5 protein-coding genes are annotated in these 9,116 nt (G+C 33.9%); all 5 read left to right on the top strand.

Annotation, left to right across the window (positions count from 1 at the left end; translation table 11 throughout):
* Positions 1 to 40: 40 nt before the first annotated feature.
* Positions 41 to 991: an ABC transporter ATP-binding protein gene (locus AA089_RS19195; RefSeq protein ID WP_046758621.1), complete on the top strand. Its 951-nt coding sequence runs from the start codon at positions 41 to 43 to the stop codon at positions 989 to 991.
* A 182-nt stretch (positions 992 to 1,173) separates the two neighbouring features.
* Positions 1,174 to 2,286, top strand: coding sequence for a hypothetical protein (locus AA089_RS19200; protein WP_046758622.1), 1,113 nt, complete (start codon positions 1,174 to 1,176; stop codon positions 2,284 to 2,286).
* Positions 2,287 to 2,349: 63 nt separating this feature from the next.
* Positions 2,350 to 5,391 carry an FG-GAP-like repeat-containing protein gene (locus tag AA089_RS23910; RefSeq protein WP_053002589.1) on the top strand — a complete coding sequence of 1,014 codons (3,042 nt, stop codon included), beginning with the start codon at positions 2,350 to 2,352 and terminating at the stop codon, positions 5,389 to 5,391.
* Positions 5,392 to 5,560: 169 nt separating this feature from the next.
* Complete coding sequence (locus AA089_RS19210; protein WP_046758623.1) at positions 5,561 to 6,769, top strand: ATP-binding protein; 1,209 nt, start codon at positions 5,561 to 5,563, stop codon at positions 6,767 to 6,769.
* Complete coding sequence (locus AA089_RS19215; RefSeq protein ID WP_046758624.1) at positions 6,745 to 8,943, top strand: AAA family ATPase; 2,199 nt, start codon at positions 6,745 to 6,747, stop codon at positions 8,941 to 8,943. The genes AA089_RS19210 and AA089_RS19215 overlap by 25 nt, the downstream gene beginning before the upstream one ends.
* Positions 8,944 to 9,116 lie beyond the last annotated feature (173 nt).

Consider the following 9,116-nt stretch of genomic DNA (forward strand, 5'->3'; position numbering starts at 1 on the left):
TTCAATTATCTCCGTATTTTTACAACGCTAAAAAACAACTATGCTTCGCGTTCAAAACGTTTCTTTTTCATACCTAGAAAACACTCCGATTTTAGACAATATTTCTTTTGAAATTCCACAAGGAACGCATGTATCTATTATTGGCGAAAGTGGTTGTGGAAAAAGTACCTTGCTGAAACTCATTTATGGTTTACATGATTTGGATGCTGGCGAAATATTTTGGAAAGAAGAACAAGTTTTGGGACCAGCCTACAACTTAGTGCCAGGTCATGAACGCATGAAATACCTCGCACAAGATTTTGGTTTAATGCCATTCAGTACTGTTTCAGAAAACATTGGAACGTACTTGTCTAATTTCTATCCTGAAGAGAAAAAAGCACGCATCCAAGAATTGTTAGCAATGGTAGAAATGACCGCATTTGCGAATGTAAAACCAAAACTCCTAAGTGGCGGACAACAGCAACGTGTCGCTTTAGCAAAAGCTTTAGCACGCGAACCTGAAGTTTTATTGCTGGATGAACCATTTAGTCATATTGACAACTTCCGAAAAAATAAACTACGCAGAAACCTATTCAACTATCTCAAAAAGGAAAACATTACGTGTATTGTAGCGACACATGACAAAACGGACGCACTTTCCTTTGCAGATACGACCATTGTATTGCAACGCGGAAAATGTATCGCGAAAAGCAATTCTAAGGAATTATATCAAAATCCACCAAACAAATATGTGGCTTCATTATTTGGTGAAGTCAACGAATTGCCTGCAAACTTATTTCCAAACATAGAAACTTCACAAGAAACTATTTTAGTCTATCCGCATCAATTGAAGGTTTCTAAAAACTCAGATTTTAAAGTCATTGTACAACAAAGTTATTTCAAAGGACATAATTATTTAGTTGTTGCGAAATATGATGAATTTGAAGTGTTTTTTGAGAGTTTGGAATTGTTAGAAAATGGAGTTGAGATTGGGTTGAAGATTTTTAAATAATAATTCCTTTTCTTTCACACTAGATCATACAATTCGTAAATCTTATATCTAAAATCAAAATAATTCATATCAAAAGGTAGGACAAAAAGACTTTGAGTTGTTTTATTATACGAGTAACTCACTAATAATCAATTATTACATGCGATATTTTTGTTATATTAGTGCTCTAACTAAACTAAAACATGATCAAAAAACTACGTAAAATTGCTATATTAGCAGTGCTTTCTGCTATTTTCTTTTCTTGTTCAGACGATAATGACCCTGCGAATCCGCCAAGTTCTGTAGATGACGATTATATTCCAATTCCAACGTCACCAGTTGTATTAGATATGGACAACTTTCCTTTTAATACATTATCAGAATACAATTTTTTTGACGGAGACCTAAAAGATCAAGCACCTGTATTAGGTGTTATTCCTTACGAGCCAATTTCAACATTATTTACCGATTACGCCAAAAAGAAGCGTTTCATTTGGATGCCAAGTGATGTACAAGCAACCTATGCTGGCGATACCGAATTGATTGATATGCCTGTAGGAACATTTTTAATAAAAACATTTTATTACGAAAGTGTACAACCAAGCAATACACCACGTATCATAGAAACACGCTTAATGTTAAAAAAAGCGGACGATTGGTATTTTGCGGATTACATTTGGAATGATGAGCAAACAGAAGCTACATTTAGCTTAGACGGTTCGTTTACAAATGTCGATTTCATGGAAAATGGTGTGGCAAAAAGTACCAATTACAGAATTCCTTCAGAAGTAGAATGCTTTACCTGTCACAAAAGTGGAACAGCTTCTGTGCCTATCGGAATGAAGCCGCAAAACTTAAACAGTATGTACGATTATGTTGATGGAACTGAAAATCAACTACAAAAACTAATTGATGAAGGCTATTTAGAAGACAACTTGCCTGCAACAATCAATACTGTTGTAAAATGGAGCGATGAAACACAACCAATCGATTTACGTGTACGTTCATATATTGATATTAATTGTGCACACTGCCATCAAGAATTATCGCATTGTGATTACAGACCTGTACGTTTTGCCTTTGACGAATCAGCAGACGAAACAAATTTAGGAATTTGCGTAGATCCTGATACTGAAATTTCAGGAATGATCAAAGTTGTAACACCAGGACTAAAAGAACGTTCCGTAATGTATTACAGAATAAATACAGAAGCCGAAGAATTTAGAATGCCATTACTTGGTAGAAGCATTATTCATGAAGAAGCTGTAGATCTTATCGGACAGTGGATTGATGGATTGACCAACGAATGTGAATAAACTAACAACACAACCAACACTTTGAATTATTTTTTAATACTTCTTAGTAAAAAAAACTAGCCTATGAAAAAAATTACCTTACTAATGTGCCTTATTGCTTCCTGCTTTTTTGCAACTGCACAAACTACAGTTGATTGTACTGCAGGAGCCGTAAATACAACCTATTGTTATTCCAATGATGATACTACGAGCTTCGTTTTTGTAAGTTCTGACGGATCAGGCTTACAAGTTACCTTCAATGCAGGACAAGTAGAAAATACTTGGGACGAATTAATTGTACTCGATTCTGACGGAACGGAAATGTACAATGGATATGGAAATGCTGGAGATTTAACAGGACTTACATTTGTGTCTACTGGAGATACCATTACCGTTTCTATTGATTCTGATAACACAGTCAATTGTAATGCTAACGGATATACACCATGGGATTTTGATGTAGCATGTTCAACATGTACAAATCCAACAGTTGCTTATGCCATTGTAAACGACTGCGCAACAAGTGGTGGTTTTTTAGTTGATGTAAATGTTTCCGATATAGGATCAGCTACATCACTGACAATTTCTGACAATCAGGGAAGTGCAAGCCAACCATTAACTGCAGCAGGATCTGTTCAATTTGGACCTTTCACCAACGGAACAAATGTTGTCATTTCTGTTTTAAATGATCAAGATATAAATTGTAATATAAGTAGTAGTGCATTAACACAAAGTATCTGTCCACCACCAGCACCCGTTGGAGTTACCTGTGGTTCAGGTTCGTCAACTTTTATCTTTACAGAAGAATTTGATCTTGCTTCAGGTTGGACAGGAGATTTAAATAGTGGAAATGGTTCTTGGGAAATTCCTGATGCATCAGGATCTTCTGGAACTGGACCTGATGCTGCTTTTAGTGGTTCAAACTTTATGAACTTTGAAGCATCTGGAAACACAACGGCTACAGCTTCTGCGGTAAGTCCAGCAATCGATTTATCAACAGCAACAGATGGCGCTGAACTTTCATTCTACATGCATGCGTATGGAGAAGACATGGGAACATTAAACGTAAATGTCGGTACCTCAGTTTCTGGACCTTTCACAACAGTATTTACACAAGTAGGAGAACTACAAGTGAGTGGTGCTGAAGCTTGGATTCCTGTCGGAGTTAACTTAGATGCATACTTAGGACAAGTTATCTATTTAGAATTTAGTCATACAGGAACTGGAACTGGTTTTGAAGGCGATATGTCTATAGATTTAGTTCGCGTAGAAACATGCGGATCGTTCTGTATTGCACCTTCAAGTATCACAGCATCTGCAATTACACAAACCTCAGCAACAATTTCTTGGACAGCTAATAGTGGAGAAACTGCTTGGGAATACGTTTTACAACCAGCAGGAACAGGAACGCCTACAGGCGCAGGAACTGCTGCAAACACAACAACGATAAACGCAACTACTTTAACTGCTGGAGCTAGCTATGAAGTATACGTTCGTGCCATTTGCGGATTGGATAGTAGTATTTGGGGCGGACCTTTAACCTTCTCAACTTTAGCACCGCCGCCACCTGCAGATTTTACAACGTCTACGGTTTCAACAACAGGAAGCCAAAGAGCTGCTGTTGATATGAATGGCGACTTTTTAGATGATGTCGTTTCTATCGGAAACACCAATATCAATATATTTTACCAACAAGCTTCTGGTGGACTAGGTAGCACGGCGACCAATATTACCACTACAAGTGCTGACAATTCGCCTTCTTGGAGTTTGGCCGCCGCAGATTATGATAGAAATGGATTTACAGATTTATTATACGGTGGAGGAAACGGAGTTACCTTTATGAGAGCAAACGGTACAGGAACAGGATTTACAGAAATTTCAGGACCAGAATATGTATTCTCACAACGTTCAAACTTTGTAGATTTAAATCAAGATGGACACTTAGATGCTTTTGTATGTCACGATGTAGATCCAAATGTATATTACATGAACGATGGAAGCGGAAACCTAACCTTTAATCAAGGTGGATTGGGAGACATTGCTGGTGGAGGAAACTACGGTTCTATCTGGATTGATTATGATAACGATAGAGATATGGACATGTTCATCGCAAAATGTCGTGGAGGATCATCAACCATCAATATCAATGAAATGCACGAAAATGATGGAACAGGAAGCTTTACCGAAGTTGCTTCTGCACTAGGTTTGGCAGATCCGATACAAACATGGTCATCTGCTTGGGGAGATTTTGACAATGATGGTGATATGGACGTTTTTGTAGGCGCAAGTTCTACAGCTAACGGAACACACAAACTCATGCGAAACAATGGAAATAGTACATTTACAGATGTGACGGCTGCTTCAGGAATATTGCCAAACTTAACAAATACAGGAATTGAAAATGCTACGTACGATTTTGATAACGACGGAAATTTAGATATTGCATCTAACGGAAGTATTCTTTTCGGAAACGGCGATTTAACGTTTACAGTTTATGACAATGTACTTTCTGGAAACAATGGTTCTTTTGGAGATTTAAATAATGATGGATTCATTGATGCAATTTCAGGAACAACCTTATATACAAACACAACCAACAGCAACAATTGGATCAAAATTACAACGACTGGAGTTGCAAGTAACATTAACGGAATTGGCGCTCGAGTAGAAATTTACACTGCTTCAGGAGTTCAAATTCGCGATGTTCGTAGTGGAGAAGGTTTCCGATATATGAGTACACTAAACACACATTTTGGAATTGGTTCGGATACAGCAATTACAAATATTTTGATTTACTGGCCATCAGGAACTGTAGACAATGTTCAAAATCCAGCAATTAACACGCACCACATCATTACAGAAGGACAAGCGTTAAGTGTAGAAGATGAAACTTTATTTGAAAATATTGTCATTCATCCAAATCCTGTTGGAGATATTATGACGATTAACAGTCCTGTGAATTTATCTGGGAAAATTGCAACCATTTTCAATATTGAAGGAAAACGTGTGATGAACTTAAAGCTAAAAGAACATACCATTGATGTATCAAACTTACGCCAAGGAAACTATATCTTACGTTTAGAATCTAATGGAAAAGTACACACGCAGAAATTTATTAAACGCTAAAAAAAGAATTTTCTTAAAATATATAAAAACTCCAATGCTTTCAAAGTATTGGAGTTTTTGTTTTTATGAACAATTTTAAACTTAAAAAACTCCTTGTAAGATATTTTTAACGTGCGACATTTTCATCTTACGATAAATTTATCGTATATTTGATGAAATTGTTAAAGAAATGAAGACGTATAAGTTATCTCCAACACAAGGCACTATTCCTGCTGATAAAGTCGTTGGCAGAAAAAAAGATATTCAAAAATTGGAAAAAATGCTTGAGTCACAAAGTGTTGTTATTGAAGAAATACGACGCATGGGAAAAACATTATTTCTACAAAAATATAGTGCTTTAGCTAAAGAAAATCGACATGTACTATATTTTACACTTCAAGGAGTTACAAGCGTAAATGAACTTATTGATATACTCATTACCGAACTAAGAAACGAACAATCATACAAAGGATTAAAAATTGCTTGGGACAAAATTCTTAAAATATACAATTCTACAAAACCTGATATTGATATTGGAGACATTACATTTAAATTACCCGAATTTGAGCGAAAGTGGAAAGATGCTCTTGCGGCTTGTCTTCAAGATATAGCACACAGAAAGAAAAAAGATAAAGAAACACTTGTCATTATTCTTGATGAGCTTCCTATTATGATTTGGAATTGGATTGTGAATGGAAAAGCCGAACAAGCCAAAGAGTTTTTAGATGTATTACGTAAACATAGACAGTTACTTGAAAGCACTGGAAGTGTACGTTTTGTTGTTTGTGGATCCATTGGAATGCGAGTGGTTTTGAAAAGATTAAAGGACGAATTTTCATATACCGGAGAACCTTTTAATGATACTGCTCGCTATAGTATTGGAGCTATGTCAGATGAAGAAGCTTGTTTTTTATGTGAATGTTTATTTCTTGATGATTTTATAATTGAATCTGAAGAAAATAAAGAAGAACTTCTAAAAAGCGTTTGTAACTATGCTGAAAATCTTCCTTTCTACATCAATCGTTTGTTTAGTATAATTAGAAATAAATTTGATGATGTATTAAGTATAAAAAATATAGAGTCATCCTATAACATACTACTCAATGATCCACAAGAAAGTAAAGTTTTAAAACAATTAGAAGATCGTATTACAACCTATTATCATGAAGAAGAAGCAAATTGCATGAAAGCAATCTTATCGTTTATTTCTGAAAGAGAGAAGAAAACTTCCCAAAAAAAGATCCTAAAAGAAATTAATTTTAAAGAAGATATTATAAAAGAATGCCTTCATACATTACTCTCAGAGAACTATTTAATTCGTGAATTAAATGGTACTAAAAAGCAATTCTCATTCAAATATCAAATTGTAAAAAAATGGTGGAACATCAACATGGCGTAAGCTCTTTTTTATCCTTTGGAGCAAAAAGTGTACAACCAGAAATTTTAGAAAAACTTTTAGTTGGACGAGAAAAAATTGCCAAAACACTCGAAAAGAAAGTAAAAAATATAGCAAAAGATGGTTTAAATCATCAAGTAATTGTCGTTGGCGCTAGAGGAACTGGAAAAACACATTTGTTACGAATTTTATATCACAGAGCGCAACCATATATAAAAAAGAACAAAATTGTCGTTGCTTATTTTGCAGAAGAAGAATATGGAATCGCTGATTACTTAGACTTTATGGTACGTATTCTCAATGCATTTATTCGTTGGAATGAAGAAGATGCGGATTTCTTAAAAGAACAAATGACTATTCTACAAGAAACTCCTAGTTCGCATCAAGAAGAAACTGTGGAGAGAATTATAAAATCCTATTTAGAAGGAAGACCTTTATTAATTTTAGCCGAAAATTTCAATGATATTTTGGAAACATTAAAAAACAAAGGGCAATCTAAATTAAGGGCTTGGCTATATAGAAACGAACGCACTAGTATTATTGCCACAGCACAAGCGTTAAGCGATGATATTGGAAGAGAAGATCGTCCGTTTTACGGTTTCTTTGAAGAAATACATTTGCAACGTTTAGACTTTGATCAATCCTATGAATTGTTAAAGTCTTTAGCCAATATTGAAAAACGTGAAGATGTTTTAGAACATTTAAATACAAAAGGATTGGCACAGGTAAAAGCCATTCATCGTTTGGTAAAAGGAAACCACAGATTGTTAGTTACTTTCTATGAATTCCTAAAAGCAGATTTACTATCTGACTTATCCGTCACATTCATAAAAACATTGAATGATTTAAAACCCTATTACGAAACCTACATTCGTTATTTGCCTCCACAACAGCAAAAAATTCTACGTTTTATTGCCATGGCGAAAATTCCGCAACTCGGAAAAGAAATTGCACGACAATGTTTTATTGACCAAAAATCATTATCAAAACAACTTAGTGAATTGACCAAAAAGAAACTTGTAGAGGCTATTGTTGACGTAACCGATAAGCGCAACAAACTCTATGATATTTCCGAACCTTTATTACGTTTAAGCATTGAAATTGGCGAACACAAAGAAGGAGTCAATGCATTATTTATAGACTTTTTGGCTTTGTATTATGAAAATGAAGAATTAGAGATTCAAAAGAATCGTTTTTCGGAGATGTTGCTGAAATGTGTGAATGATGCTGATTTACGTAAATATCAATATGAAATTGATGCTAGAGAACGGGCATTGGAGATTCAGAAGAATTTGGTTAACGAATCAAAAAATAAATATTCTGATAATTTATTTGAAAAAGTCAATAAATTAACAAAAAATGGTAATTATGAAAAAGCAATAGAAACTCTTGAATTAGAGGAAAAACAATATAAGAAAAGTTGGTTATTCTACATATTTTGGGGTAAACTTTTAGGAGAGTCAGTAAAATTTGCTAATAATGAAAAAATATTAAAGTTAGCCAATGAAAAATTCGAAAAAGCAGTTGAAATAAACTCTAATGATGAATATTTATTTTCTTATTGGGGAAAAACATTAGTTGGCTTATCTAGAATAAATAATAGTAAAAAACTAATTAATTTAGCTATTGAAAAATTTAAAAAAGCAGTTGAAATAAGCCCGGAAAATAATTTTTATATTTATGAATTAGCTGTAGCTCTGATCACTTTAGGAGATATGACTAATGACAAAAACACATTAGATATAGCTATCAAAAAATTTGAGTTTTTAATAAAAACCTCCCCTAATGAACCTGACTATTTATTAGGACTAGCGACTGCAATTCTAATTTCAAATAAGTTTGAAAAATCTGAAAAAATAAAAGTGAAATATTTAAAGTTATTTTTAAATTATTTTATTTCAATGCAAAAAGGAAATTTTATAGATTTTGATTTTATCAATGTTACAATTTTATTGATGTTATTTAGTAAGAGCTTTTTAGATGTTGAAAAATGTTTAAAATTAGAAAAAGCAATATCTATAAACTTAAGCAAACCTGAGGAGTTAAAGACGAACTATCTCTATCTTAAAACCTACCGAAAAGTAATTTTACAAGGAGAAAAGCAAGCACTATATGAACTCCCAAAAGAACAACGCGAGTTTTTTGAAGAGGAAATTTTAGCGAAACATAAAAAATAATAATGTACTCAAAATACAAAACTCCAATGCTACTCAGTGTTGGAGTTTTTGTTTTTTCAGACAGTTTTTAAATTAAAATAGTTTAAAACGTATTTGTTATTTCTTACTGTTATGTGAAGCTGCATCAAGTTCAGCTTGAGGAATTGTACTTCCCTAAATAGAGTTGACCGTTT

The organism is Kordia jejudonensis (assembly GCF_001005315.1).
GTDB classification, from domain to species: domain Bacteria; phylum Bacteroidota; class Bacteroidia; order Flavobacteriales; family Flavobacteriaceae; genus Kordia; species Kordia jejudonensis.

Excerpts from the sequence above, each read along its gene's own strand:
- AA089_RS19195 (WP_046758621.1), top strand. The coding sequence starts at position 41 with ATGCTTCGCGTTCAAAACGTTTCTTTTTCATACCTAGAAAACACTCCG.
- AA089_RS19200 (WP_046758622.1), top strand. The coding sequence starts at position 1,174 with ATGATCAAAAAACTACGTAAAATTGCTATATTAGCAGTGCTTTCTGCT.
- AA089_RS23910 (WP_053002589.1), top strand. The coding sequence starts at position 2,350 with ATGAAAAAAATTACCTTACTAATGTGCCTTATTGCTTCCTGCTTTTTT.
- AA089_RS19210 (WP_046758623.1), top strand. The coding sequence starts at position 5,561 with ATGAAGACGTATAAGTTATCTCCAACACAAGGCACTATTCCTGCTGAT.
- AA089_RS19215 (WP_046758624.1), top strand. The coding sequence starts at position 6,745 with ATGGTGGAACATCAACATGGCGTAAGCTCTTTTTTATCCTTTGGAGCA.